The organism is Streptomyces sp. NBC_00425, from assembly GCF_036030735.1.
Classification (GTDB): domain Bacteria; phylum Actinomycetota; class Actinomycetes; order Streptomycetales; family Streptomycetaceae; genus Streptomyces.
Genome location: NZ_CP107928.1, coordinates 6,739,245 through 6,762,708, shown reverse-complemented (window position 1 = coordinate 6,762,708; position 23,464 = coordinate 6,739,245). Strand labels below are relative to the sequence as shown.

Genomic DNA, 23,464 nt, shown 5'->3' with positions numbered 1-23,464 from the left:
CGCCGGGAACTCCCGTGCGTTGTCATGAGGAGAGCGTGTTCGGAGATCGGACAGAGTCGGCGAAGTCGAGGGGACACCAGCGGATGCGGATGCGGAACCGGCACGCGCGGGCCCTGCTCGCGGGCACGACGGCGGCCGTCCTGGGGCTGGCCGGCTGCGACGCGCAGGGGGGCGACGCGGGGGCGTCGGGCACCCGGTCCCGGCAGGCGAAGCCGTCGCCGACGTCGCTGTGGGACTCCAGCCCCGACTCGGTGGCGGCGGTGGGCGACTCGATCACGCGCGGCTTCGACGCCTGCGGCGTCCTCGCGGACTGCCCCGAGGTGTCCTGGGCGACCGGCAGCAGCGCCGAGGTGAACAGTCTCGCCGTCCGCCTGCTGGGCGCGGCGAAGGCGGCCACGCACAGCTGGAACCATGCCGAGACCGGGGCGCGGATGGCGGACCTGCCGGCCCAGATGGTGCGGGCGGCGGCGGAGAAGCCGCAGCTGGTGGCGGTGATGGCGGGCGCGAACGACGCGTGCCGGCAGTCGACGGCGGCGATGACCTCGGTGGCGGACTTCCGCGCCCAGTTCGAGGAGGCGCTCGGCACGCTGCGGCGCGCGCTGCCCAAGGCGCAGGTGTACGTGGCGAGCGTGCCGAACCTCAAGCGGCTGTGGTCGCAGGGGCGGACGAACGCGCTGGGCAAGCAGGTGTGGAAGCTGGGCCTCTGCCCGTCGATGCTGGGCGACGCGGACGCGCTGGACTCGGCGGCGACGCTGCGGCGGGCGACGGTCCAGAAGCGGGTGGAGGCGTACAACACGGTGCTGAAGGAGGTCTGCGCGAAGGACGCGCGGTGCCGGTTCGACGGCGGAGCGGTGTACGACTTCCGGTTCGGCACGGACCAGCTGAGTCACTGGGACTGGTTCCATCCGAGCAAGGACGGGCAGGCGCGGCTCGCGGAGATGGCGTATCGCAAGGTCACCGCGAAGACCTCATGACCCAGGGCCGGCCGTTGGGATCACCCCGCAGACGCGGGGGGCATCGTCAAGCCCCGCCGATGCCCTGCGAGCTGATCCGAACGACAGGCCCTAAAGTTCCGCCCATGAGCGAACACTTCGGAACACTTTCCGACGGCACCGCGGTGCACCGCTGGACCCTGGAGCGGGCGGGCACCCGGGTGCGGGTCCTGTCCTACGGCGGGATCGTGCAGTCCGTCGAGGTCCCCGACCGTGACGGCCTCCCGGCGGACGTGGTCCTGGGGTTCGCGGATCTGGACGGCTATCTCACCCACCCCGAGCCCTACCTCGGCGCGCTGGTCGGGCGGTACGCCAACCGGATCGCGCACGCCCGCTTCCGGCTGGACGGCCTGACGTACGCCCTGGAGCCCAACAACGCGCCGAACTCCCTGCACGGCGGCGCCCGCGGCTTCGACAAGCGGGTGTGGGAGGTGGAGCCGGTCGAGCACGGGCTGCGGCTGAGCCGGGTCAGCGCGCACGGCGAGGAGGGCTTCCCGGGCCGACTGGAGGTGTCGGCGACGTACACGCTCGACGCGTCGGGGGCGCTGCGCCTCGTGTACGAGGCGGTCACGGACGCGCCGACGACGGTGAACCTGACCAACCACAGCTACTTCAACCTCGGCGGTCCCGGCAGCGGCGGCGCCGGCGGGCACGAGCTGCGGCTGGCCGCCTCCCGCTACACGCCGGTGGACGGTGACCTGATCCCGACCGGGGAGCTCGCGCCGGTCGCGGACACCCGCTTCGACTTCCGCGCGTCGCGCAAGGTCGACGCCGGCTACGACCACAACTTCGTGCTCGACAAGGGCGTCACGGAGGCGCCGGCGGAGGTGGCCGAGCTGCACGACCCGGCGTCCGGACGGGTGCTGACGGTGGCGACGACCGAGCCGGGGCTCCAGCTGTACACCGCCGACCACCTCGGCGAGCCGTTCATGCCCGGCCAGGGCGTCGCGCTGGAGACCCAGCACTTCCCCGACTCGCCGAACCGCCCGGAGTTCCCGAGCACGGTCCTGCGGCCGGGCGAGGTCTACCGGTCGCAGACGGTGTACGGCTTCTCGGCCCGGTAGGCCCGCGGAAGCCGAGGGGTCGGCCGGGCCCGGAGAAAAGCATTGCCCCGGTCCAGGGGTCAGGTCCCGGACCGGGGCTGTTCAAGGGGGCGGTGATCGCCTGATCACACGTTAATCGGCGCGGTGTTCCTCCGGTCGGGGTTCGAGCGGCCCGCCTGGATTTCGTACGAACCCTTCACAAAGAACCACCGGTCGTCCGCCTCGTCCCCCCACGCCGACGGGACGACCGTCTCCGCCGGGGCGCCGTTCCCTCGTCGCCGTTCGGAGCGGCGGTGTCACCGGCTCGTGGCGCCGGGCCGCCCGGACGCGTGGGACGCGCCGGCGCCGTCTCCGTCGTCCGCCGCGTCCGTGTCGTCCGCCCCGTCTCCCTCGGCGATCTCCTCGCCGAGCAGTTCGCGGGCGAGCAGGGTGGCCCCGGCGACCGCGCCCGGCATCAGGAACACGGCGACGAACGGGACCAGGAAGGCCAGCCCCAGGGGGGTGCCGAAGCCCCAGATCAGCGTCTTGCGGGTGCGGAACAGGGCGAGGCGGGCGCGCAGGTCGACGTCGCGGCGCTGGAGGGCGACGGCGGCGAGCTCCTCGGTGAGGAAGAAGCCGGTGACGAAGAACCCGAGCACCGGCACGACCGTCTGGCCGACGACCGGCACGAACCCGAGGGCGAACAGCAGCACCGCCCACACCAGCGCGCGGGCCAGGACGCGCAGGCTGTCCCGGGCGGAGATCCACAGTTCCCGCCAGAGCGGCAGCCCGGACTCGGGGGCCGTGCCGTCGGGCGAGACGTCCCGGTCGACCCGCTCGGAGAGGCTCTCGTAGAAGGGCTGCCCGATGAGCAGGGTCACGGCGGTGAAGGTCAGGACGGCGAGGAGAAGGCCGAGAGCGAACAGCACGGCGGTGAGGAGGCCGCGGAAAAGGCCGATCCAGGGGCTGGACCAGTCGTCGGCGAACGGCGTCGCCCACCCCACGAAGTCCTCGCCCCACACCGCGAGCGCCACCAGGGCCGCGAGGTAGAGGACGAGCGTGATCAGGCCGGGGACCAGCCCGAACCCGTACTGCCTGCCGTGCCGGGCCACCCACCGCTGGCCCTTCAGCAGGTACCGGAAACCCACCCCGAGATCGCGCATGACCGAACTCTATCGGCCATGCTCACCTCATAACCGGGCGCCCGAGGGGGCCCCGATGGGCCATCCGGGGCATCGGTGACACCAACGCCCCCCTGCCGCAGTTGAGTCGAACAGGCACACCCCGCCGTACCGATCTCCGGAAGCAACGATCCCGGAACCCCATGTCCGGAATCGTCCGAAGGGCAGTTCCCGCAGGTCGCACAGGCGTCGATCACCAGGACACAGGCAAGCAGCGGGCTGGTTGAGGAGAACGGATGACTCGATTGACTCGGACGACGAAGGAGATCCACGGCAGCGTCGCCGAAGGATTCGAAGCGGTGCGGGAGGAGTTCGCCGCGTTCGTGGCGGAGGAACAGCCTGACTACGAAGGCCAGTTGTGTGCGTATGTGCACGGCCGGCGGGTCGTCGACCTGTGGGCGTCCGCGGACGGCGCCGGACCCGACTCCCTCTACGGGGTCTACTCGTCCACCAAGGGCGCCGCCCATCTGGTGGTCGCTCTGCTGGTCCAGGAGGGCACCCTGGAGCTGGACCGCAAAGTCACCTACTACTGGCCGGAGTTCGCCGCCGAGGGCAAGGGGGCGCTGACCCTGCGGGAGCTGCTCGCGCACCGGGCGGGGGTGGTCGGCACGGACGGCGGGTTCTCTCCGCAGGAGCTGGCCGACGACCGGCAGCTCGCCGAACGCCTGGCCGACCAGCGGCCGTTCTGGCGGCCGGGCACCGCCTTCGGCTACCACGCGCTGGTCATCGGCGCGCTCACCGGCGAGGTCGTCCGGCGGGCCACCGGACGCACCCTGCAGGAGGTGTACGCGGAGCGGGTACGCGTCCCGTACGGGCTGGACTTCTTCCTGGGACTGCCGGCCGCGCACGAACCGCGGTTCCGCACCGCGCAGCCGATGGCGCCGACCGCCGAGCAGCGGGCGCTGCTGGACGCCCTGCCCGGCGGGCCGCACACCCTGGCCGCCGTCGCCTTCAACCGGCACGGCGCCCAGCCGACCGACCTCGAACTGCTGCCCAACGACCCGCTGATCCGGTCCCGGGGGCCGGCCTCCGTGGGCGGGGTGGCGTCGGCACGCGGACTGGCCGGCATGTACGCGGCGGCGATCAGCGAGACCGACGGGAAGGCGCCGCTGCTGAAGGAGGACACGGCGGCGGAGTTCGGGCAGCTGCACTCGGTGGGCTACGACGTCGTGGCACGCTCGCACAAGGCGTACGGGCTGGGCTTCCAGGCGACCGCCGACAACTGGTACCCCTTCCTCGGCGTCGGCGCGTTCGGGCACAGCGGGGCGGGCGGCTGCCAGGCCTTCGCGGACCCGCGCAGCGGGCTCGCCTACGGCTACACACGCCGCCGGTTCGCCTTCCCGGGCGGTGCGGCGCCGGAGAACGACCGGCTGGCGCGGGCGGTGCACACCGCGGCCCTGGCACGGTCCTGACGGCGGGCGGCCGGTGGAGGCGGCCGGTGGGGGCGGCGGGACGGGCGGTGCGCACCACGGCGAGCGCTCCCGGCCTGCGCTCCCGGCATACGGCGGAGCGCGGGCCGCACCCCACGTCCAGAGGTGCGGCCCGCGCGGCGCGTGACGGCCGGGCCGGGGGTCCGGGCGGTCGGGGTCAGAGCTTGACGATCATCTTTCCGGTGTTGTCGCCGCGCAGGACGCCGAGGAACGCCTCGAGGTTGTTCTCGATGCCCTCGACGACCGTCTCGCGGTACTTCAGCTCACCGGAGCGGACCCAGGCGCCGACCTCCTGGACGAACTGCGGCTGCAGGTCGTAGTGGTCGCCGACGAGGAGACCCTCGATGCGGCCGCGGGTCTGGATGAGGCGCGCGAGGTTCTTCGGGCCGGGGGCCGGCTCGGTGTTGTTGTAGACGGAGATCATGCCGCAGATCGCGATGCGGCCCTTCTCGTTGAGGGAGCCGATGGCCGCCTCGAGATGGTCGCCGCCGACGTTGTCGAAGTAGACGTCGATCCCGTCGGGGGCGGCGTCGCGCAGCTGCTCGGCCACGGGGCCGTTCTTGTAGTTGAAGGCGGCGTCGAAGCCGTACTCCTCGACCAGGAGCTTGACCTTGTCGTCGGAGCCGGCCGAGCCGATGACCCGGGAGGCGCCCTTGAGCCGGGCGATCTGGCCGACCTGACTGCCGACGGCGCCGGCCGCGCCCGACACGAAGACGGAGTCGCCCTCCTTGAAGGAGGCGGTGCGCAGCAGTCCGGCGTAGGCGGTGAGGCCGGTCATGCCGAGGACGCCGAGGTAGGCGGACAGGGGCGCGGCGTCCGGGTCGACCTTGACGGCCTGCTTGGCGTCGAAGACCGCGTACTCGCGCCAGCCGCCGAAGTGCAGGACGTGGTCGCCGGGCGCGATGCCCTCGGCCTCGGAGGCGACGACCTCGCCGACCGCCCCGCCCTGCATGGGCTTGCCCAGCTCGAAGGGGGCGACATAGGACTTGGCGCTGCTCATGCGGCCGCGCATGTAGGGGTCGACGGAGACGTACGCGTTGCGCACCAGCACCTCACCCGGACCGGGCCGGCGGATCTCCGTCTCGGCCAGCTCGAAGTCCTCGGGCTTCGGCCAGCCGACGGGACGGCTGAGCAGACGCCATTCGCGGCCGGTGGAGGGGAGGGCCGAGTCAGTCATGGGGGGCTGCCTTTCACGTGCGGGAGAATCCTGCGAATCATGCGGTACGAAAATGCTTCACTACCTGAAACAACCATGCTCCTGAATATTTCAGGATGTCAAGTAAACGGGTACCCTGGATCCATGGCCGCCTCACATCCGACCTCTCGCCCAGCTGGTCCCACCTCCCTGCCCGACGCCCTGACCATGGAGGTCGTCGAGCTGATCGGCGAGGTCGTGGCGCGTTTCTACGAGGACTACGAGGAGGCCGCCGCCGACCACTCCCTCACCGGGGCGCAGGCCCGGCTGCTGAGCCTGCTCTCGCTGGAGCCGCTGCCGATGCGCAAGCTGGCGCAGAAGCTGAAGTGCGAGCCGTCCAACGTGACCGGCATCGTCGACCGCCTGGAGTCCCGCGGCCTGGTCGAACGCCGCCCCGACCCGGCCGACCGCCGGGTGAAGCTGGCGGCGGCGACGGACGAGGGCCGCGACATCGCCAAGGGGCTGCGCGAGTCGCTGCGGTTCGCCCGGGAGCCGCTGGCGGGACTGGCGGAGCAGGAGCGGGTGGTGCTGCGAGCGCTGCTGCAGCGGATGCTGGCGACGGAGGGCGGCAACCCCTAAGGTCCGTCCGGCTCCTGCGGCTCCTGCGGTTCCTGCGGTTCCTGCGAGGTGAACTCGTACTGCAGCTCGTAGAGATGGCCCGCTTTCACCATGACGGTCACCTCGACGGGACGGCCGTCGTCGCCGCGGACGACGCGCAGGGTGCGCAGCACCGGCATGCCGCCGGTGAGCCGGAGTGCCTGGTACTGGTTCTGGGTGGGGACGCGGGCCGAGACGCGGTCCGTGCTCCGCCGGGGCGGGTGACCGAGCTCGGTCAGCAGGGCGGGGGCGCCGCCCCTGATCCGGCGGCGCTCGGCCAGGGGCGTGCCTCGGGCGATGTCCAGTGGGTAGTAGGACTCGACCAGCTCGGCCGGCTCGTCGTCGACCAGGAGGATCTGGCTCCGCAGCAGGGCGGCGCCGTCCGCCGGAAGGTCCAGGGCGGCGCGGACGTCGGCGGGCGGGCGGCGCTCCGCGACCTCGAGGAGCTCGGTGCGGGCGTGGGTGCCGTGCTTGGCGGCCTCGGTGAGCCAGCGGTAGGGCGTCCCGGGCTCTGCGGGCCGCGCGAGGTCGGCGGGCCTGACCGTGCGCCGGCGGTGCGCTCGGACGGTGACGGCGGCGCCCGCGCGCCCGACCACCAGGAGCTCCTCCTTGAGGAGTCGCAGAGCTTTCTGGACCGTGGCGCTGGACGCCCCGAACCGTTCCTTCAGCTGCGCGGTGGTGGGCAGGTTGGCGCCGGGAGCGAGCTCTCCGCTCATGATGTCGTCGCGCAGATCGGCCGCGATGCGCTCGTGGAGGGAGCGGCGGTCGACGGCTTCCGGTTCTGCCTTGGGCACGGTCATCCGATCCTGATCTGGTAGCGCAGCCTCTGCCGGAGGGCAGGCATCACCATACGGTCGACCTGGATCGGCCGGTCGTCGCGGTCGAGCGTGAGCCGGACCAGCCGCAGGACCGGTTCCTCGGCGGCGGTTCGAAGGGCGCGGCGCTCCTCCTCGTCGGGCATCCCGGCCGTCACGTCCTCCCGGACGAGGACGCCGACGTGCCCGAGCTCGGCGAGCAGCGTGAGCGCACCGCCGGGGATCTTGGCCATGCCGGCGAGACGGGTGCCGGCGGCTATGGCGACCGGGTAGTACGTGTCGGTGAGCTCGCTGGGCTCGTCGTCGAGGAGGATCAGCCGCCGGCGCACCACGACCGGGTCGCCCTCCGGGACGCCGAGCAGCGCCGCGACCTCGGCGGGCGCGGGCGTCTCGCCGGCGTGCACGATGCGCTGACCGCCGCGCCGGCCCTGCGCCGCCGCCTCGGCCGCCCAGGCGTCGCCCCGTCCGGGGTCCCATGGCGTCAGATACGGCAACGACGTGCTGACCCAACCGCTCCCACCCACGACGTCCTCCTGTACGGCCGACCGTTCCTGCGACCCTGCCGCCCTACACGGTAGGCGACTTGCCTCATCCGCCAACCGCCACCCTCAGCCACCCTCAGCCACCCCTGGCGACCTTGTTACCTTTCGCGAACAACAGTAAGGTCTCGCCGCAGGACGCCCCTGAACCATGGAGGTGCCCCCGTGCCCCTGTCCCGGCACCAGTCACGGCAACGTCGATTCCCCCGCACGCGCACCTCCGTGGGGGCCGCACGCGCGTTCGTCGCGCAGGCCCTCACGGAGTGGGGCTGCGTCGACCGGCTAGACGACGTCAAGCTGTGCGCGTCGGAGCTCGCCACGAACGCCCTGCTGCACGGCGCGCCCCCGGGCCGGCAGTACTGCGTGACGCTGACTCTCGACGGCCATCTGCTGCGGCTCGCGGTGCGCGACACCGGCGACCGGCCCGCGCCGGCGGCCCCGCCGACCGAGGACGCGTGCTCGGGCCGGGGCCTGTACCTGGCCCGGGAGCTCTCGGACGACCTGGGCGTCACCGAGCACGCCGTCGGCAAGACGGTGTGGGTCACCTTCAAGACGGGCGTCTCCGCCCTCCTGTCGCCGGACGGGTGACGGCGAAAGCGGCCCCGAGCGGCCGGCACAGCACGCTCGGGGCCGCTCAGGACCGCTCAGGACCGCTCAGGACCGCTCAGGACCGCTCAGGACCGCTTCAGTGATTGCGGGACCGCTCGGGGACCGCTCTTCGGCTCAGGTCTTCTTCCGGGTCGTCATGAAGCGCTGGACCAGGATGAACGCGCACAGCAGCACACCGGTGGCGATCTTCGTCCACCAGGAGCTCAGCGTGCCCTCGAACTGGATGATGCTCTTGATGAGACCGAGCACCAGCACGCCGAACAGGGTTCCCAGCACATAGCCGGAGCCGCCGGTCAGCAGCGTGCCGCCGATGACGACCGCGGCGATCGCGTCGAGCTCCATGCCGGTGGCGTGCAGCGGGTCGCCGGACTGGATGTAGAGGGTGAACAGGAGACCGGCGAGCGCCGAGCAGAACCCGCTCACCGTGTACACGGCGATCTTCGTGCCGCCCTGCGGAAGGCCCATCAGCATGGCCGACTGCTCGTTGCCGCCGATCGCGTACACCCGGCGCCCGAAGCGCGTGTAGTGCAGGACGTAGAACGCCACGGCGAGGACCACCAGCGAGACGATCGCGCCGATCGACACGAAGCCCATCCCCAGCGACACCTGCGCCTGGGCCATGCTGCTCACCGAGGCGTCGCCGATCGAGATCGACTCCTTGCTGATGACCAGGCACAGACCGCGGAAGAGGAAGAGACCGGCGAGGGTCACGATGAAGGGCTGGATCTCGAAGTTGTGGATCACATAGCCCATCAGGAAGCCGCCGAAGGCCCCCACCGCCAGCGCCATGGGGATCACGACGACGATCGGCAGCCCCTGGCGCTCCACCAGCCAGGCCGTGAACATCGTCGTGAAGCCGATCATCGACCCTACGGAGAGGTCGATGCCGCCGGACAGGATGACGAAGGTGACGCCGACCGCGGCGACCAGCAGATAGCCGTTGTCGATGAACAGGTTCAGGAAGACCTGCGGTTCGGCGAACCCGTAGAACTGGTAGCGGCCGAGGCCCACCCCGTACATCACGAGGAACAGCAGGGCCGTCACGCCGACGGGCAGCCGCCGGTCGCCGAGCAGACGCGCGGCCTTGGACGGGGTACGGCTGTCGGAGGCCGTGGGGCTCTGGGTGGTCGCGCTCATCACGACACCTCCATCTTGGGAGCGGCCTCGGTCGCCGCGGCGGGGTCCGCCGGGGTCGCGGCCGGCTTGGCGCCGCTCTTCGCGCCGAACCGGGCGGCGAACTTCGCGCCGAAGACCTTGTCGCGGAACTTCGGGGACTGCAGCAGGCAGACGACGATGACGACGGCGGCCTTGAAGACCAGGTTGGTCTGGGTCGGCACGCCGATGGTGTAGATCGTGGTGGTCAGCGTCTGGATGACGAGGGCGCCGACCACCGTGCCGCCGATGGAGAACCGGCCGCCCAGCAGCGAGGTGCCGCCGATCACCACGGCGAGGATCGCGTCGAGTTCGATCCACAGGCCAGCGTTGTTGCCGTCGGCGGCCGAGGTGTTGGAGCTGATCATCAGGCCGGCGATGCCCGCGCAGAGCGCGCAGAACATGTAGACCAGGATCTTGATGCGACGGGACCTGATGCCGACCAGGCGGCTCGCCTCGGCGTTGCCGCCGACGGCCTCCACCAGCAGGCCGAGCGCCGTGCGGCGGGTCAGCGCCCCGGTGACGGCCACGACCGCGGCCACCACGAAGATGGAGAACGGCAGCGTCAGCCAGTAGCCGCCGCCGATCAGCTTGTACGGCTCACTGTTGATGGTGATGATCTGGCCGTCGGTGATCAGCTGGGCGACACCGCGGCCGGCGACCATGATGATCAGGGTGGCGATGATCGGCTGGATGCCCATCCGGGCGACGAGGAAGCCGTTCCACAGACCGCAGACGACCGCGGCGAGCAGGCCGAGGCCCATGGCGAGCAGCACTCCGGACAGCGCGCCCTGGTCCTTCTGGTCGCTGATGTAGGAGCAGGCCAGTGCTCCGGTGATGGCGACCACGGCGCCGACCGAGAGGTCGATGCCGCCGGTGGCGATGACCAGGGTCATGCCGACCGCCACCAGGATGAGCGGCGACCCGAACAGCACGATCGACACGAGGCTGCCGTAGAGGTGGCCGTCCGCCATCTTGATCGAGAAGAAGTCCGGCGTGAAGGGGACGTTGACGAGCAGCAGGAGCACGAGCACCGCCACCGGCCAGAACAGATGGTGCCGGGTCAGCGCCCGCCACCGGGAAGAGGTGGTCGAAGACGTGGTCACTGGTGCTCTCCGCTCGCGATGGTCTCCAGGATCCGGCTCGTGGTGATCTCGGGCCCGTTGGCGATCTGCGCCACCAGCCGGCGGTCGCGCAGCACCCCGATGGTGTGACTGAGCCGGAGTACCTCCTCCAGCTCGGCCGCGATGTACAGCACGGACATCCCGTCCTCGGAGAGGGACACGACGAGCTTCTGGATCTCCGCCTTCGCGCCGATGTCGATGCCGCGCGTCGGCTCGTCCAGGATCAGCAGCTTCGGCTGGGTGATCAGCCAGCGGGCGAGCAGCACCTTCTGCTGGTTGCCGCCGCTGAGCTGGCCCACCCTGGCCTCGGGGTTGGCGGGGCGGATGTCCAGGGCCTTGATGTACTTGGCGACCAGTTCGTCGCGCTGGGCGGCCGGGATGGGCCGCGTCCAGCCGCGTGAGGCCTGCAGGGCCAGGATGATGTTCTCCCGCACCGTGAGGTCGGGCACCAGGCCCTCGCTCTTGCGGTTCTCGGAGCAGAAGGCGACGCCCGCGCCGATCGCGTCGTTCGGGGCGCTCATCGAGACCTGCTTGCCGTCGATGGACACCGTGCCGGTGTCCGGCTGGTCGGCGCCGAAGAGCAGCCGGGCGAGTTCGGTGCGTCCCGAACCGAGCAGACCGGCGAGCCCGATCACCTCGCCCTTCTTGATCTCCAGGTCGAACGGCGCGATCCGGCCGGTCTTGCCGAGGCCGTCCGCGTGCAGCAGGGCCTCGCCCGCCTCGGCGCGCTGCTGCTGCTCCTGGAGCTCGTCGAGCTGGCCCATGGCCTTGCCGAGCATGAGCTGGACGAGGCCGACCTGGTCGAGGTCGCTCACCATGTGCTCGCCGACCAGGGTGCCGTTGCGCAGCACGGTCATCCGGTCGCAGATCTCGTAGATCTGGTCGAGGAAGTGCGACACGAACAGGATGGCCACGCCCTCGTCCTTCAACCGCCGCATCAGCGCGAACAGTTGCAGGACCTCGTCGCGGTCGAGGCTGGACGTCGGCTCGTCGAGGATCAGCACCTTGGTGCCCGGTCCGTCGCCGCCGCCGGTGTTCAACGACCTGACGATCGCGACCAGTTGCTGCACGGCCAGTGGGTACGACGACAGCGGGGCGGAGACGTCGATGTCGAGTCCGAGCCGGTCCACCAGCTCCGCGGCCTCCCGGCGCAGCCGCTTCCACTGGATGCGGCCCATACGGGTGGGCTCACGGCCGATGAAGATGTTCTCCGCCACCGACAGGTTGGGGCAGAGGTTGACCTCCTGGTAGACCGTGCTGATGCCGGCCTGCTGGGCCTGCAGCGGGCTCGCGATACGCACGGACGCGCCGTCCAGCGTGATCGTGCCGCCGTCCAGGGAGTACACCCCGGTCAGCACCTTGATGAGGGTGGACTTGCCCGCCCCGTTCTCGCCCATCAGGGCGTGGATCTCGCCGGGGAAGAGCCGGAAGTCGACGCCCGACAGAGCCCGTACCCCCGGGAACTCCTTGACTATGCCCGCCATTTCCAGGACGGGCCGCGGCTCTGCCATGGCAGCGCTCCTCTTGATTGGTTCAGGCCCGCAGGGAGCCCCGGGACCGATGGCGCTCGGTCGGCCGGAGGCTCCCTGCCGGTGGGTGCGTCGGTCAGTACTTGCGGCTCGGGAGCGCGGCCTTGGCCTGGTCCTGCATGAAGTCGCCCTCCTTGGTCTTGATCCAGCGCTCGACCTTCTCGCCGTTCTTGACCTTCTTCACGACGTCCATCAGCTGGGGGCCGAGGAGCGGGTTGCACTCGACGATGGCGTTGATCTTGCCCTCGGACATGGCCACGAAGCCGTCCTTCACGCCGTCGATCGAGACGATCAGGATGTCCTTGCCGGGCTTCTTGCCCGCCGCCTCGATGGACTGGATGGCGCCGATGGCCATGTCGTCGTTGTGCGCGAACAGGACGTTGATGTCCGGGTTGGACTGCAGGAAGGCCGCCATGACCTGCTTGCCGCCGGCGCGGGTGAAGTCACCGGTCTGGCTGACGACGACCTTCCAGTCGTCCTTGTGCTCGGCGTCCATGACCTCCTTGAAGCCCTTGGCGCGCTCGATGGCCGGGGCGGCGCCGGTGGTGCCCTCCAGCTGGGCGATCTTCACCGGGGCCTTGAGGCCGGCCTTCGCGATGACCTTCTCGAGGATCTTGGCGGCGCGGCGGCCCTCGTCGGTGAAGTCGGAGCCGACGAGCGTGACGTAGAGGGAGTCGTCGGAGGTCTCCACGGAGCGGTCGGTGAGGACCACCGGGATCTTCGCGGCCTTGGCCTCCTTGAGAACCGCGTCCCAGCCGGTGACGACCACCGGCGAGAAGGCGATGACGTCGACCTTCTGGGTGATGTAGCTGCGGATGGCGGAGATCTGGTTCTCCTGCTTCTGCTGCGCGTCGGAGAACTGCAGCTTGTAGCCGGCCTCCTTGGCGGCCGACTTCACGGAGTCGGTGTTGGCGCTGCGCCAGCCGCTCTCCGAGCCGACCTGGGAGAAGCCCAGCGTGATCGTCTTGCTGCCGCCGGAGGAGGAGTCGGAGGAGCTGTCGTCCTTCTTGGCACAGGCGGTCAGGCCGCCCGCCGCCGCCACGCCGACCGCAACGGTGAGGAAGTTCCTTCTGCTGAGCATGTTCTTCTCCTTTGAAGAGCCGGCCCGGGGACGGACCTGCTGGTACTTGAGGGGACCGGCTGCAGTGCGTCCAGCCTGTCGATCATTGTTCGGAATTTCGGCCACACGGCTGCGCATATCGGCCGACGGTAGGTCAGCGGGGCACGCCCTCCGGTTGAGCGGTCTGAGGGAACGTACTCGCGCGGACGACGAGTTGGGGTTCGATCGCGATCCGGGGCGTGGTGGCGGGCGGACGGCCCTCGATCAGCTCCAGGAGCAGTGCGATGCCGCGCCTGCCCACCGCCGCGAAGTCCTGCCGGACAGTGGTCAGGGGAGGTGCGAAGTACTCCGACTCCGGGATGTCGTCGAAGCCGACCACCGCCACGTCCTGCGGTGTGCGGACCCCCGCTTCCCGCAGGGCCCGCAACACCCCCAGCGCCATCTGGTCGTTGGCGGCGAAGACCGCGGTCAGCCCCCGGCCCACCCAGCCGGCCAGTTCCTGGCCCGCACGGTAGCCCGACAGCGGACTCCAGTCGCCGCACAGCGTCATGGGCGGCTCCACGCCCGCCTCCTCGAGGGTCGCCCGCCAGCCGGCGGCCCGGTCGGCCGCCTCCTGCCAGTCCTCGGGCCCGGCGAGATGCCAGACGCTGCGGTGGCCGGCGGCCAGCAGATGACCCGTCGCCAGCCGCGCCCCCAGGTGCTGGTCGACGCTGACGCTCGGGATGTCCACCCCCGAACCGCTGCCCACGACCACCACGGGGAACGGGTGGCGCAGTTCGGCCAGCGCGTCCACCGCGGACCGCTGCGGGGCGATGGCGACGACACCTTCGACCCCGCCCTCGCTGAGGTGGTCCAGAGCCTCGGAGAGCGTCTCCATGGTCAGTTTGCGCAGGCTGACCGTCGAGACGAGATACCCCTCGGAGCGTGCCGCCTCCTCGAGCGCGAACAGCGTGCTGGCCGGCCCGTGGAGGGTGGTGTCGGAAGCGACCACACCGAGCGTGCGGGTGCGCCGGGTCGCCAGGGCCCGTGCGGAGAAGTTACGGCGATAGCCCATCTCCTCGATCGCGCGGAGCACCCTGGCCCGTGTCTCCTCCCGCACGTTGGGGTGGTCCCCCAGCACACGGGACACGGTCTGGTGGGACACGCCGGCCTGGCGTGCCACGTCGGCCATGGTGGGCGGCCGAAGCCTGGTGTGTGCCACGTGCGCCCCTCCTTGGCTCTCGTTCGTGGATACGACCTGCGATGCGGGCGGAGTGTTCCGCGCCGCGGATGTCACTCCGGGGTCCCGGAGGGCCCAACGGAAGCGACGGAAACGACGAGTCGGGACGCTGTGCGCACGACGCTCGACCTCCCTTGCCACGTTGGGCGTTGACTGGTGAACGCGGAGGTCATTGTGAGCGCTAACAATTCATGGCGGTCAAGAGGATTGCGGGCAATGGTCGTCACGGTTCCATAACGCGATTTACACCGTTGACACATACGGCCAGGTCAGAGGCCGATTTACGGTTTCGGCAGCCATGTCGGCCGGAGGCCCGACGGCGGGCCCCCACGGCCGGCGCGGACGCCGGACGGCCCTCGCCGGCCGACTTTTACCACCCGGGGGACATCCCGCACGCAGCCCTGGACAGGATGTCCAAACACGTTGGCCAACCGCACAACTGCGCACAGAATCAACCATCGACGGGGCCTCCGGACTGCTCGGCGGCAGCCTCAGGAGCACCACCACAGGAACCGGGTGCAGGTCTGCGAGGGCGAGGGTTTCGGGGACGAGGGCGGCGTCGACGCGCCGGGGGCCGGGGTGGAGCCCGAGTCGTCGTCCGACGGGGCCTTCGACCCGGAGGAGCCGGGGCGGGCGCCCGACTGGGCCTCCCGGTCCGGGCCCGGCGTGGCGGTCCCGGCCGTCGGGGACGGCGAGGCCGACGCGGAGACGGAGGCGGAGGCGGAGGCCGAGGCCGAGGGGTCCGGGGAGGACGAGGCCCCGCCGGTGTCCGACCGGTCCTCCAGGGGCCGCCCGGACGCACTCGACTCCGCCGCGGACCCGTCGACCTCGGCCGACTCCCCGCCGGCCACCGCCGGGTCGGCCGGCGAGGAGAAGCCCGGCGCGTCCACGCCCAGCTCGGCCAGGCTCAGGCCGCCCGCCGCCAGGACGAAGCCGACGCCGATCAGCACCACGCGCCTGCGGCGCCGGCGGTGCGCGGAGGCCTTGCGGTCGCGACGACTCGCGTCCGGTGCGCCGGGCGCGCCGCCGGGCCTCTGTCGGCCGCCCCTGCCCTGCTCCCGGCGGCGCGCGGCCCGCCCCTGCGGCTCGTCTCCTCCGTCGCGCCCGACGCTTTCGGCCCCGGAATCGTCGCGCTCACCGGAAGCTTCGCGATCGTCATGAGCGGCACGGTCGTCCCACGCGTCACCGGGCGTCTCGTACGCCGACGCGTCACCGTGGGGTTCCGGCTCGTAGCGGGCCGGTTCCGGCTCGTACCGCTCCGGCCCGTCCGCGTCCTGCGGATACGCGCGTAGCTGTTCGGCAGGTGCGCCGCACCCCGGGCAGGCGAGGGCGCCGTTGAGGTGCCGTCGGCACGGGTGGCAGTAGTCCATGACGCGGAGAGACTAAGTTCCCGCAAGCGCGCGTTCCCGGTTGCGCCTGTGAAAGTTGTGTGGGAAACCGGCCATACGGCGCGTCAACTAGAGTGACCTACCCCACAACGTCTCGACCCAAAGTCCGAAAGCGTCATCGAAACTGTCGAAAGCGATACCTGTTCGCCCCATTGACACCCCGCTCACGCGGTCTTTACTGTCTGGTCAGCATTTCGAACGCGTGACGAAATCTCGAACAGCTCCGAAGGGTTTACTTCCGTGCGCATCACCGGAATCAGCACGCATGTGGTCGGGACGCCGTGGCGCAACCTGACCTACGTCCTGGTGCACACCGACGAGGGCCTGACGGGCGTCGGGGAGACCCGCATGCTGGGTCACACCGACGCGCTGATCGGCTACCTGAAGGAGGCCGAGGCCAATCACATTCTCGGCTCCGACCCGTTCGCTGTCGAGGACCTCACGCGCCGCATGAAGTACGGCGACTACGGACGGGCCGGCGAGATCGTGATGTCGGGCATCGCCGTCGTCGAGATGGCCTGCTGGGACATCAAGGGCAAGGCACTCGGCGTGCCGGTCTGGCAGCTGCTCGGCGGGAAGGTCACCGACAAGGTCAAGGCCTACGCCAACGGCTGGTACACCACCGAGCGGACCCCGGAGGCCTACCACAAGGCCGCCAGGGACGTCGTGGAGCGCGGCTACCGGGCACTCAAGATCGACCCCTTCGGCACCGGCCACTTCGAGCTGGACCACCAGGAGAGCCTGTACGCCGTCTCCCTGATCGAGGCCGTGCGCGACGCCATCGGGCCGGAGGCCGAGCTGATGCTGGAGATGCACGGCCGCTTCTCCCCCGCCACCGCCGTACGGCTGGCCAAGGAGCTCGCGCCCTTCAAGCCCGCGTGGCTGGAGGAGCCCTGCCCGCCGGAGAACCTGAAGGCCCTGGAGAAGATCGCCGCCAAGGTCGACATCCCGGTCGCCACCGGTGAGCGCATCCACGACCGCATCGAGTTCCGCGAGCTGTTCGAGAGCCAGGCCGTCGACATCATCCAGCCGGACGTCGGTCACATCGGCGGTATCTGGGAGACCCGCAAGCTCGCCGCCACCGCCGAGGCGCACTACGTGCTCGTCGCCCCGCACAACGTCGGCGGACCGGTCCTCACCGCCGCCTCCCTGCAGGTCGGTTTCACCACCCCGAACTTCAAGATCCTCGAGCACTTCAACGACTTCGCCGACGCGGAGATCAAGAAGGTCGTCAAGGGCGCGCCCGAAGTGATCGACGGCTACTTCCACCTCTCCGACGCGCCAGGTCTCGGCGTCGAGCTGGACGTGGACGCGGCCGCCGAATTCCCGCAGCAGCAGGCGCGCTTCGACCTCTGGGCCGAGGGCTGGGAACAGCGCAAGCCGAAGGCCGCCGAGCAGTGAGCACAGCCGTCGTGGTCGAGGCGCCGGGCGAGCACCGCATCGTCCCGCACGAACCGCGGCAGCCGGAACCCGGCGAGGCGCTGGTCCGCGTCCACGCGACCGGCATCTGCGGCAGCGACCGCGAGGTGTACCACGGCAACCGGCCCGAGGGGTACGTGCGCTACCCGGTGACCCCCGGCCACGAATGGTCGGGGACCGTCGAGGCGGTCGGCGCCGGCGTTCCCCCGTCGCTCGTCGACCGCAAGGTGGTGGGTGAGGGCTTTCGCAACTGCCAGGTCTGCGACCGTTGCCACACGGGCGCGACGACACTGTGCACGGAAGGGTACGAGGAGACCGGTTTCACACAGCCGGGGGCGATGGCCGCCACCCTCACCCTGCCGGCCCGGCTGCTGCACGCCCTTCCCGACGACGCCGACCTCACCGCGGCGGCCCTGCTGGAACCGGCGGCCTGCGTCGCGGCCGCCGCGATCAAGGCGCACGCCCTGCCGGGCGAGAGGGTGGCCGTGGTCGGCACCGGGACGCTCGGCATGTTCGCCGTGCAGTTCCTGAAGGCCGGCTCGCCCGCCGAGCTGCTGGTCGTGGGCACGGGCGGCGACCGGGAGGTGCTCTCCCGGCAGTTCGGCGCCACCGACTTCCGCACCAGCGACCAGGAACTCCCGGACGACATCGACGTCGTCATCGAGACCGCCGGGTCCACGACCGCCGCGCGGACCGCCTCCTCGCTGCTCAGGCGCGGTGGTCGGCTCGTCCTGACGGGTATCCCGGCGCCCGGTGCGGACGGGCTCGACCCGACGGACCTCGTCGTCCGCCAACTGGAGGTGCACACCGTCTTCGGGGCTCCACCGGACGCCTGGGCCTACACGGTCCGGGTGTTCGGAGCGGGGCTGCTCGATCCGCTGCCGCTCATCACGCACGAGCTGCCGCTGACCGCGTTCGCCGATGCCATCGAGCTGGTCGGCTCCGGTGATCCGAAGGTGGGCAAGGTGCTGCTCAGGCCGTAGGCCTCCGCCAAGCCGTACGCCGGCTCGGGACGTCCTGACGCGCCCCGGGCCGGTGTACACCCAGCCCAGCACGACCTGAGCCGCGAACCTTGACCGACATATCGAACACGAAGGACGGCATGTGACCACCGACGCTTCCACCACGGCAGCTCGCCGACCTGGTGAGCAGGCGCTCGCCACGCTCGGCCTGGGCGCGCCCGCTCTCGATCCCGCCGACGCCTCACCCCACGGGTTCCCGGGCGGCGGTCGCTGGCGCACCGAGGTCCCTTCGTGCGAGGGCCCCGAAGCGCTGGCCGTCATCCTGAAAGAGGCCTCGCGCCTCGACGTGCCGATCCACCGGATCAGCCAGGGCAGCGGCGTGTGGATGCTGACCGACGCCGAGATCACCGACATGGTCGACTCCACGGCCGAGCGTGACATCGAGCTGTGCCTGTTCACCGGCCCGCGCGGCACCTGGGACATCGGCGGCTCGACCCGCACCGACTCCCGGGGCGGCGGACTGCGTGCCCGCGGGCACGACGCGGTCGCCGGGTGCGTGGAAGACGCCCTGCGGGCAACGGAGTTGGGCGTCAAATGCCTGCTCGTCGCCGACGAGGGCGTGCTGTGGACGCTGCACCGCGCCCGCACGGCAGGCGTCATCCCGGCCGACACGACGCTGAAGGTGTCGGCACTCATCGGCCCCGTCAACCCTGCCGCGTACGCGGTGTACGAGCGTCTCGGCGCCGACTCCGTCAACGTGCCCAGCGACCTGACGCTCGATCATCTCACGGAGATCCGGCGGGCGTCGGCCGCTCCCATGGACATGTACATCGAGGCCCCCGACGATCTCGGCGGGTACATTCGGATGTACGAGGTCGCCGAGCTGATCCGGCGCGGCGCACCGCTCTACCTGAAGTTCGGCCTCTCCAAGGCGCCGGGCATCTACCCTTACGGCCACCACATGCGCGACGTGGCGCTCGCCACAGCCCGGGAACGGGTGCGTCGCGGACGTCTGGCCCTCGACCTGCTCGCACGTCACGGGGCGGACGGCGACATGGCCCCCCTCGGCTCGCGACTACCCGGTGAACTGAACAGGTTCGACTCCGGGTCATAACGTTCCGGAAACCTTGCTTCACAGAAGCCGACACAGGCGCGCAGAATCCCACACATCGCTTCTCGGTCTTTCCGGCGTCGCTCCGGAAGCGTCCTTCCCAGCGCGAGACCGATCCCTGCACACACATCAAGGATGATGATCATGCGCAACCGCAGAGCTGCCCTCGCCGCCATAGCCGGAGCCGCCTCCCTCGCCCTCACCCTGTCCGCCTGCGGGCAGTCCGGTGAAGGCGGCAGTGAGGAGAAGGCGGGCGACGCCAAGGGCGGCACCATCGGCATCGCGATGCCGACCAAGTCCTCCGAGCGCTGGATCACCGACGGCGCCAACGTGGAGAAGGACCTCAAGGCCAAGGGCTACAAGACCAAGCTGGTCTTCGGCGAGGACGACCCCGACCAGCAGGTCTCGCAGATCGAGAACCTGATCACCCAGGGCGTCAAGGCGCTGATCATCGCGGCGATCGACAACAAGTCGCTGAACAACGTCCTCCAGCAGGCCGCCGACGCCAAGATCCCGGTCATCTCCTACGACCGCCTGATCCTCGGCTCGAAGAACGTCGACTACTACGCGTCCTTCGACAACGAGAAGGTCGGCAAGCTCCAGGCCACCTACCTGGTGGACAAGCTGGGCCTGGCGTCCGGCAAGGGCCCCTTCAACATCGAGCTCTTCGCCGGCTCCAACGACGACAACAACACCAAGTACTTCTTCAACGGTGCGATGAGCGTGCTCAAGCCGTACATCGACAGCAAGAAGCTCGTCGTCAAGTCCGGCCAGACCGCGATGACCCAGGTCACCACCCTGCGCTGGGACGGCGCCACCGCCCAGAAGCGCATGGAGGACATCCTCACCTCGTCGTACAAGAGCGGCAAGGTCGACGCCGTGCTCTCGCCCTACGACGGCATCTCCATCGGCATCATCGCCGCGCTGAAGTCGGACGGCTACGGCACCGCCGCCAAGCCCCTGCCGGTCATCAGCGGTCAGGACGCCGAGCTCGCCTCCGTGAAGTCGATCATCGCCGGCCAGCAGTCGATGACCGTCTACAAGGACCTCCGCAAGCTCGCCCAGGTCGCCACGGACATGGTCGACGCCACCCTGAACGGCAAGAAGCCCGAGATCAACGACACCAAGTCGTACGACAACGGCACCAAGGTCGTCCCCGCCTACCTGCTGCAGCCGGTGAGCGTCGACAAGACGAACTACCAGAAGGAGCTCGTCGACGGCGGCTACTACACCGCGGACCAGCTCAAGTAAGCGTCGAACCTTACGGATTGGAAGGCACGACCATGGCGGGACCCGTCCTGGAAATGCGCTCGATCGTCAAGACCTTTCCCGGCGTCAAGGCGCTGTCAGACGTCTCATTGACCGTCCGTCAGGGCGAGGTCCATGCCATCTGCGGTGAGAACGGCGCCGGAAAGTCCACCTTGATGAAGGTGCTCTCCGGCGTCCATCCCCACGGCAGCTACGACGGCGACATCCTCTTCGAGGGGGAGGTCGTCCGGTTCAAGGACATCCGGGCGAGCGAGCAGCACGGCATTGTGATCATCCACCAGGAGCTGGCGCTGTCGCCGTACCTCTCCCTGGCGGAGAACATCTTCCTCGGCAACGAACACGCCAAGGGCGGGTTCATCGACTGGCGGGAGACCCTGCGGCACGCCACGGAGCTGCTGCGGCGGGTGGGTCTCGGCGACCACCCGGAGACCCGCGTCGCCGACATCGGCGTCGGCAAGCAGCAGCTCGTGGAGATCGCGAAGGCGCTCTCCAAGAAGGTGAAGCTGCTCATCCTCGACGAGCCCACCGCGGCGCTGAACGACGAGGACAGCGGCAAGCTCCTGGACCTGATCCTGGAGCTGAAGAAGCAGGGCATCACCTCGATCATCATCTCCCACAAGCTCAACGAGATCCGCAAGGTCGCGGACTCGGTGACGATCATCCGCGACGGGCACTCCATCGAGACGCTCGACGTGAAGTCGGCGGAGACGACCGAGGACCGGATCATCAGCGGCATGGTCGGCCGCGACCTCGACCACCGCTTCCCCGAGCGCACCCCGCACGAGGCGGCGGAGAAGGACGCGGCTCCGGCCCTGGAGATCCGCGACTGGACCGTGCACCACCCGATCGACCAGCAGCGCAAGGTGGTCGACGACGTGTCGATCCAGGTGCGCCGCGGGGAGATCGTCGGTATCGCCGGCCTGATGGGCGCGGGCCGCACCGAGCTCGCCATGAGCGTCTTCGGACGCGCCTACGGCCGGCACGCGGGCGGCACCGTCCTCAAGGACGGCAAGGAGATCCGTACGAAGACGGTCGCCGAGGCCATCGGCCACGGGATCGCGTACGTCACCGAGGACCGCAAGCACTACGGCCTCAACCTCATCGACACGATCAACCGCAACATCTCGCTGACCGCCCTGAACAAGGTCGCGAAGCGGGGCGTCGTCGACGAGCACGAGGAGCGGCAGGTCTCCGAGGGCTTCCGCAAGTCGATGAACATCAAGGCTCCGACCGTCTTCGAGCCGGTGGGCAAGCTGTCCGGCGGCAACCAGCAGAAGGTCGTCCTCAGCAAGTGGATCTTCGCGGGTCCTGACGTGCTGATCCTGGACGAACCGACGCGCGGTATCGACGTCGGCGCCAAGTTCGAGATCTACACGGTCATCGACCAGCTGGCCGCCCAGGGCAAGGCGGTCGTCTTCATCTCCTCCGAGCTGCCGGAACTGCTCGGCATGTGCGACCGCATCTACACGATGGCCGCCGGACGGCTCACGGGCGAGTTCCCGCGGGCCGAGGCCACGCAGGAAGTGCTGATGCGTCAGATGACGAAGGACAAAGAGGTAACGCGATGAGCACGGACGTGACCGACAAGAGCCCGGCGGCCGCGCCGCCCGGGAAGAGCGGGGGCTCCGCCTCCGGCGGCGGGCTGCTGCAGGTGATGCTCGACGGCCTGCGCCGCAACATGCGCCAGTACGGCATGCTGATCGCGCTCGGCCTGCTCGTCGTCCTGTTCCAGGTGTGGACCGGCGGCGACCTGCTGCTGCCGCGCAACGTCTCCAACCTGGTCCTGCAGAACAGCTACATCCTGATCCTCGCGATCGGCATGATGCTGGTGATCATCGCGGGTCACATCGACCTCTCGGTCGGTTCGGTGACGGCGTTCACGGGAGCCTTCGCGGCCGTCCTCACCGTCCAGCACGACGTGACCTGGCCCGTCGCGCTGGTGCTGTGCCTGATCGTGGGCGCGGTGGCCGGCTCGGTGCAGGGCTTCCTGATCGCCTATCTCGGCATACCCTCCTTCATCGTCACCCTCGCGGGCATGCTGCTCTTCCGCGGTCTGACCGAGATCCTCCTGGAGGGCCAGACCCTCGGCCCGTTCCCGGACGGTCTGCAGAAGATGGGCAACGGCTTCCTGCCGGAGGTCGGCCCCAACACCAACTACCACAACATCACGCTGCTGCTGGGCTTCGCCCTGCTGGCCTTCGTGGTCCTCCAGGAGGTCCGGGACCGCAAGCGTCAGCAGGAGTTCGCGCTCGACGTGGTGCCGCGCAACCTCTTCCTGCTCAAGCTCGTCGCCATCGCCGCCGCGGTCCTCACGGTCACGATGCTGCTCGCCAGCTACAAGGGCGCGCCGATCATCCTGATCATCCTCGGCCTGCTGGTGGTCGGCTACGGCTACATCATGCGCAACGCCGTCTTCGGCCGTCACATCTACGCGATCGGCGGCAACCTGCCGGCGGCGAAGCTGTCCGGCGTCAGGGACAAGAAGGTCACCTTCCTGGTCTTCCTGAACATGGGCGTGCTCGCGGCCCTGGCGGGTCTCGTGGTCGCCGCCCGTCTGAACGCGGCCTCGCCGAAGGCGGGCCTCAGCTTCGAACTCGAGGCGATCGCCTCGTCGTTCATCGGCGGCGCGTCCATGAGCGGCGGCGTCGGCACGGTCCTCGGCGCGATCATCGGTGGTCTCGTCCTCGGTGTGCTGAACAACGGCATGAACCTCCTCAGCGTCGGCAGCGACTGGCAGCAGGTCATCAAGGGCCTCGCCCTGCTGATCGCGGTCGGGTTCGACGTCTGGAACAAGCGCAAGTCCGGTTCCTGATCCGACGAGCGGGCCCCGCCTTCGAGGCGGGGCCCGCTC

General features: G+C 70.0%; 21 protein-coding genes. 11 read left to right on the top strand and 10 right to left on the bottom strand.

What is annotated here, in order from left to right:
* Positions 1 to 83 precede the first annotated feature (83 nt).
* Together OHS82_RS29585 and OHS82_RS29580 are read left to right on the top strand one after the other, a co-directional pair.
* Complete coding sequence (locus OHS82_RS29585) at positions 84 to 974, top strand: SGNH/GDSL hydrolase family protein (protein ID WP_328434917.1); 891 nt, start codon at positions 84 to 86, stop codon at positions 972 to 974.
* A gap of 104 nt (positions 975 to 1,078) precedes the next feature.
* Entirely contained in the window at positions 1,079 to 2,056 is a 978-nt protein-coding gene (locus OHS82_RS29580; protein WP_057582992.1) for an aldose epimerase family protein, read from the top strand.
* Positions 2,057 to 2,331: 275 nt separating this feature from the next.
* On the opposite strand, the gene OHS82_RS29575 is transcribed toward OHS82_RS29580, so the two are convergent.
* Positions 2,332 to 3,177 carry an EI24 domain-containing protein gene (locus OHS82_RS29575; RefSeq protein WP_057582990.1) on the bottom strand — a complete coding sequence of 282 codons (846 nt, stop codon included), beginning with the start codon at positions 3,175 to 3,177 and terminating at the stop codon, positions 2,332 to 2,334.
* 254 nt (positions 3,178 to 3,431) lie between these two features.
* On the opposite strand from OHS82_RS29575, the gene OHS82_RS29570 reads away from it, so the two are divergent.
* Positions 3,432 to 4,607, top strand: coding sequence for a serine hydrolase domain-containing protein (locus OHS82_RS29570; RefSeq protein WP_057582988.1), 1,176 nt, complete (start codon positions 3,432 to 3,434; stop codon positions 4,605 to 4,607).
* Between the two features lie 175 nt (positions 4,608 to 4,782).
* Here the strand turns inward: OHS82_RS29570 and OHS82_RS29565 are convergent, their stop codons facing one another.
* Positions 4,783 to 5,802 carry an NADP-dependent oxidoreductase gene (locus OHS82_RS29565; RefSeq protein ID WP_057582986.1) on the bottom strand — a complete coding sequence of 340 codons (1,020 nt, stop codon included), beginning with the start codon at positions 5,800 to 5,802 and terminating at the stop codon, positions 4,783 to 4,785.
* A gap of 123 nt (positions 5,803 to 5,925) precedes the next feature.
* Between OHS82_RS29565 and OHS82_RS29560 the strand changes: the two genes are divergently transcribed.
* A complete protein-coding gene (locus OHS82_RS29560; protein WP_057582984.1) occupies positions 5,926 to 6,399 on the top strand; it encodes a MarR family winged helix-turn-helix transcriptional regulator in 474 nt (157 codons plus the stop codon).
* Here OHS82_RS29560 and OHS82_RS29555 read toward each other — a convergent pair.
* On the bottom strand, positions 6,396 to 7,217 hold the full coding sequence (locus tag OHS82_RS29555) for a GntR family transcriptional regulator (protein ID WP_057582982.1): 822 nt from the start codon (positions 7,215 to 7,217) through the stop codon (positions 6,396 to 6,398). The genes OHS82_RS29560 and OHS82_RS29555 overlap by 4 nt on opposite strands.
* On the bottom strand, positions 7,214 to 7,756 hold the full coding sequence (locus OHS82_RS29550) for a GntR family transcriptional regulator (protein ID WP_057582980.1): 543 nt from the start codon (positions 7,754 to 7,756) through the stop codon (positions 7,214 to 7,216). Before OHS82_RS29550 ends, OHS82_RS29555 begins: the two co-directional genes overlap by 4 nt.
* Before the next feature lie 186 nt (positions 7,757 to 7,942).
* Here OHS82_RS29550 and OHS82_RS29545 point away from each other — a divergent pair, with 186 nt between their 5' ends.
* Positions 7,943 to 8,359: an ATP-binding protein gene (locus tag OHS82_RS29545; protein ID WP_370444210.1), complete on the top strand. Its 417-nt coding sequence runs from the start codon at positions 7,943 to 7,945 to the stop codon at positions 8,357 to 8,359.
* A 135-nt stretch (positions 8,360 to 8,494) separates the two neighbouring features.
* Here OHS82_RS29545 and yjfF read toward each other — a convergent pair whose 3' ends face one another.
* From yjfF to OHS82_RS29515, 6 genes are all read right to left on the bottom strand, one after another.
* Positions 8,495 to 9,517 carry a galactofuranose ABC transporter, permease protein YjfF gene (gene yjfF, locus OHS82_RS29540; RefSeq protein ID WP_057582976.1) on the bottom strand — a complete coding sequence of 341 codons (1,023 nt, stop codon included), beginning with the start codon at positions 9,515 to 9,517 and terminating at the stop codon, positions 8,495 to 8,497.
* Entirely contained in the window at positions 9,517 to 10,638 is a 1,122-nt protein-coding gene (locus OHS82_RS29535) for an ABC transporter permease (RefSeq protein ID WP_057582974.1), read from the bottom strand. Before OHS82_RS29535 ends, yjfF begins: the two co-directional genes overlap by 1 nt.
* Positions 10,635 to 12,167, bottom strand: coding sequence for a sugar ABC transporter ATP-binding protein (locus OHS82_RS29530; RefSeq protein WP_057582972.1), 1,533 nt, complete (start codon positions 12,165 to 12,167; stop codon positions 10,635 to 10,637). Before OHS82_RS29530 ends, OHS82_RS29535 begins: the two co-directional genes overlap by 4 nt.
* A gap of 94 nt (positions 12,168 to 12,261) precedes the next feature.
* Positions 12,262 to 13,266, bottom strand: a complete 1,005-nt coding sequence (locus tag OHS82_RS29525; protein ID WP_057582970.1) for an ABC transporter substrate-binding protein — start codon at positions 13,264 to 13,266, stop codon at positions 12,262 to 12,264.
* Positions 13,267 to 13,399: 133 nt separating this feature from the next.
* Complete coding sequence (locus tag OHS82_RS29520; RefSeq protein WP_057582968.1) at positions 13,400 to 14,446, bottom strand: LacI family DNA-binding transcriptional regulator; 1,047 nt, start codon at positions 14,444 to 14,446, stop codon at positions 13,400 to 13,402.
* A 509-nt stretch (positions 14,447 to 14,955) separates the two neighbouring features.
* Entirely contained in the window at positions 14,956 to 15,834 is an 879-nt protein-coding gene (locus OHS82_RS29515; protein ID WP_328434916.1) for an SCO2400 family protein, read from the bottom strand.
* 258 nt (positions 15,835 to 16,092) lie between these two features.
* Here OHS82_RS29515 and OHS82_RS29510 point away from each other — a divergent pair, with 258 nt between their 5' ends.
* From OHS82_RS29510 to mmsB, 6 genes are all read left to right on the top strand, one after another.
* Positions 16,093 to 17,253: a mandelate racemase/muconate lactonizing enzyme family protein gene (locus tag OHS82_RS29510; RefSeq protein ID WP_057582961.1), complete on the top strand. Its 1,161-nt coding sequence runs from the start codon at positions 16,093 to 16,095 to the stop codon at positions 17,251 to 17,253.
* Positions 17,250 to 18,254: a zinc-dependent alcohol dehydrogenase gene (locus OHS82_RS29505; protein ID WP_057582959.1), complete on the top strand. Its 1,005-nt coding sequence runs from the start codon at positions 17,250 to 17,252 to the stop codon at positions 18,252 to 18,254. Before OHS82_RS29510 ends, OHS82_RS29505 begins: the two co-directional genes overlap by 4 nt.
* Before the next feature lie 121 nt (positions 18,255 to 18,375).
* The gene (locus OHS82_RS29500) at positions 18,376 to 19,347 is read left to right on the top strand and encodes a hypothetical protein (protein WP_057582957.1); all 972 of its coding nucleotides are present in this window, start codon (positions 18,376 to 18,378) and stop codon (positions 19,345 to 19,347) included.
* Positions 19,348 to 19,488: 141 nt separating this feature from the next.
* Positions 19,489 to 20,595 carry a multiple monosaccharide ABC transporter substrate-binding protein gene (gene chvE, locus OHS82_RS29495; RefSeq protein ID WP_057583418.1) on the top strand — a complete coding sequence of 369 codons (1,107 nt, stop codon included), beginning with the start codon at positions 19,489 to 19,491 and terminating at the stop codon, positions 20,593 to 20,595.
* Between the two features lie 32 nt (positions 20,596 to 20,627).
* Positions 20,628 to 22,181 carry a multiple monosaccharide ABC transporter ATP-binding protein gene (gene mmsA, locus OHS82_RS29490; RefSeq protein ID WP_057582955.1) on the top strand — a complete coding sequence of 518 codons (1,554 nt, stop codon included), beginning with the start codon at positions 20,628 to 20,630 and terminating at the stop codon, positions 22,179 to 22,181.
* Positions 22,178 to 23,425 carry a multiple monosaccharide ABC transporter permease gene (gene mmsB, locus OHS82_RS29485; protein WP_057582953.1) on the top strand — a complete coding sequence of 416 codons (1,248 nt, stop codon included), beginning with the start codon at positions 22,178 to 22,180 and terminating at the stop codon, positions 23,423 to 23,425. Before mmsA ends, mmsB begins: the two co-directional genes overlap by 4 nt.
* The last annotated feature ends 39 nt before the right edge of the window (positions 23,426 to 23,464 follow it).